This window comes from Thermoleptolyngbya sp. M55_K2018_002 (genome assembly GCF_015295965.1).
Classification (GTDB): domain Bacteria; phylum Cyanobacteriota; class Cyanobacteriia; order Elainellales; family Elainellaceae; genus Thermoleptolyngbya; species Thermoleptolyngbya sichuanensis.
Genome location: NZ_DVEA01000056.1, coordinates 1 through 3,186 on the forward strand (window position 1 = coordinate 1; position 3,186 = coordinate 3,186).

Below are 3,186 nucleotides of genomic sequence, written 5' to 3' on the forward strand. Positions count from 1 at the left end.
GTGAATCGTTGAGCGGCGGTGCTGCTAACGATTCACGCTCTCAGAAAAGCATTTATGCAATAGGTCTAATGTAGATGAAAAATGCTTGCTCAGGGGAGACGGCAAGCCTCCAAGGGGTTTAGTTCGATTACCGAACGCCTCCTCCAGGAAAAGCCCCAGAAGGAATAGGGCTGACCTCCGCTTGAACCACGACGATTAGGTCGCGCAACATCTGCGCCATCTCCTGGTTGCCCTGCCGTTCGTAGGCGGCGGCGGCTCGCTCATAGGCAGAAACGATGCTGCGAGCTTCTTCTGGCTTCAGCCGTCTGGCATCGTTATAGAGCAGATTGCCAAGTTCTACGTAGGCTTCGGGGCTTTGTGGGTCGGCACGAATGGCTTCATTGAAGGCGGCGATCGCCCCGGCATAGTCGCCCTCTTGGTTCAACTGAACGCCGCGCGAAAAGGCCAAGTCATAGGCTGTCGCAATCCGCACGTTCACGGTGTAGGTTCCTGCCTGACCGTAGGGCGACTGCGCGAGGATTTTGTATGCGCCGCTGGTCGGTAGCGTCGTGACGATCATTGGGCCACTCGTGCGGCCGTAGTATTCATTTCTGGCGACCTCATCGCCGTTGGGCGCAATCAGCACCACCGCACCCGAAAAGCCGTCCGTGCGGAGGGCGATCGCCACGGTCTGCCCTGCTGTGCCCGCGAAGGTGTGCGTCCCCACCAGAGGTTGCAGGTTTCCTTCCTGGAAGAGAATCCAGCCGTTGGCTAGGGCCCGCTGAAGGGGTAGCCCCAGCGATACGCAGCTTAGCCCGGTGGAGAGTGCCAGCAGCAGCCCCAGCCGCTTATATTGAAATCGTTGACTTTTCATAGAAACGTCCTTATCGCTAACCTGGGAATAATCTGGGAATGGCCGAGAGAGAATGCGAATGAATTGCGAATGGACAGGATACAGTCTCGAAATTTTTGATCAGAAGAAGAGCGAGGTGATCCTGACCAAAACCGTGACTCAAACGTACTTACGCTAGCGCGACCTAACGCGGCCTTAGCCAGTCATGATTGGTTTAGCCAGTGGTGATTTATTTAGCCAGTAGTAATTTATATAGTCTTGATTCGCGGGAGAGTGGACACTCAGAGTGGTTTCGACAGCGCCCATGATATTAACAGGATTCACATTCAGGTCTGAAATTTCCTTACAATTCTGGAAATTTTTTGTAAGGAACTCGGTATTTTCCCCCAGTTGACCCAGCCATGAAGCTAGCTTGAAGTCGAGTTAAAGTCTTCAAGTCAGCCTCACCAAGTTAACGTCACCAAGTTAGCGTCACCAAAGTTAACGTCACCAATCAACGTCACCAATCAACGTCACTGAGGGTTCCTGATGTCGTCTTCCGATCACTCCCTGCTTATAGTGCCCCCTTCTCCCTGCGATTTCGCTATGCTGCCTGTGTTGCCCAAGAAAACCGCGTCCATGTACACCCGCGACCGAGTGCGCCTGGATGCGGATGTCTACTATCCCGATGCAGAGGGGCCGTTTCCGGTGCTGCTGATGCGGCAGCCCTACGGACGGGCGATCGCCTCGACGGTGGTTTATGCCCATCCGTCCTGGTATGCTGCCCACGGCTACATCGTGGTCATTCAGGACGTGCGCGGGCGCGGGACATCGGAGGGCGAGTTCCACCTGTTTGCCCACGAAATCGAGGACGGAGCCGACACGGTGGAATGGGCCTCCCAGCTTCCCGGCAGCGATGGGCAGGTGGGGATGTACGGCTTTTCCTACCAGGGCATGACCCAGCTCTACGCGGCGATCGCCCAGCCCTCTGCCCTCCGCACCATCTGTCCCAGCATGGTCGCCTTTGACCTCTATGCCGATTGGGCCTACGAAGGCGGAGCCTTTTGCTATCAGAACAATCTCAGTTGGGCGCTGCAACTGGCCAGCGAAACCGCCCGCCGCCAGGGCGACCCAGAAGCCTACGAAGCGCTGTATGCCGTGGCCCATGCGCCGTTCAAGGTCGATCCGGTCTGTCCCCGCTCGGAACTGCTGGAACGCCTCGCGCCCGACTCCTTTTATCACGACTGGCTGAGCAACCCCGACCCCACGGCAGACTATTGGCGACGGCTTTCCCCCAAAACCTATTGGAGCGAGGTCGATTTGCCCATGCTGCATATCGGCGGCTGGTTTGACACACACCTGCGGGGCACGCTGCGGCTCTATCGCTCGATGGCGGCCCGCAGCAGCTATCTCCAGCATCTCTGGGTGGGGCCCTGGGCGCACTTGCCTTGGGGGCGGCGCGTGGGCAGCGTGGACTATGGCCCGGCGGCCAGCTCGCCCATCGACCAGGTGCAGATCCGCTGGTTTGACCAGTTTTTGAAGGGCATCGACTCCGAGCTAATGCACGAGTCGCCGGTGCATTTGTTTGATTTGGGAACTCACCAGTGGCGATCGCTCGGTGCGTTTCCCAATCCGCCCAAGACCCCGCTCTGGCTGGCAGGCAACGGCCTGGCGGCCATGGGCGACGAACACGGTGCGCTGATCCCTCAGGGAGGTGCGGCAGGGACGGATGCTGATCGAGGCGCAGCAATCCCCGACAGCTTTGTCCACGACCCGTGGCGGCCCGTGCCCGCGCTGGGTGGCCATGCCACGGTGCCGCCGGGCCCGGTCGATCGGTCTGTGCTGGATAGCCGCACGGATGTCGTTACCTACACCAGCGAACCGCTCGCCGATGACCTGCTGATCGCTGGAGAAATTTTGGTGGATGTGTGCTGCAACGCAGACACCTTTAGCTTTGACCTGGGCGCAGCGCTGTCGGAAGTGAAACCCAACGGCACGGTGCTGCAATTCACCCAGGGCTATCTGCGAATTGGCACACACTACCCCGCCCAGCCCGCGCCGCGCTACACAATCGCCCTCCAGCCCACCTGCATCCAGCTTCCCAAGGGCAGCGCCCTGCGTCTCAGCCTCAGCGGAGCCAGTTCGCCCGCCTATCCGGTAAATGCAGGTGGCGGCACGCTCCCTGCCGATAGTCAGCTAATGGAGGCACGGGTAATCACGGTGTCGGTGTATTCTGGCACGACGGACGCACCTTCGCGGGTGATGCTGCCCGTCGTCAAATCTGTGGATTTGTAGAGCTTTATGTAGAGCTTTATATTTTCCAAGACTTACGCACTTGCAATAAGCTCTCTGGATTTTGGACAATTTCTCGCGGG

The 3,186-nt window shown here is 58.5% G+C and carries 2 protein-coding genes; one reads left to right on the top strand and one right to left on the bottom strand.

Translation table 11 applies throughout. The features are described 5' to 3' along the window. Nucleotides 1-127: 127 nt before the first annotated feature. Nucleotides 128-853 carry a tetratricopeptide repeat protein gene (locus tag IGS51_RS02730; protein WP_297075592.1) on the bottom strand — a complete coding sequence of 242 codons (726 nt, stop codon included), beginning with the start codon at nt 851-853 and terminating at the stop codon, nt 128-130. A 564-nt stretch (nt 854-1,417) separates the two neighbouring features. On the opposite strand from IGS51_RS02730, the gene IGS51_RS02735 reads away from it, so the two are divergent. Next, nucleotides 1,418-3,106 (top strand): CocE/NonD family hydrolase, encoded by a 1,689-nt coding sequence (locus tag IGS51_RS02735; RefSeq protein ID WP_297075595.1) that lies wholly within the window; start codon nt 1,418-1,420, stop codon nt 3,104-3,106. Nucleotides 3,107-3,186: the final 80 nt, after the last annotated feature.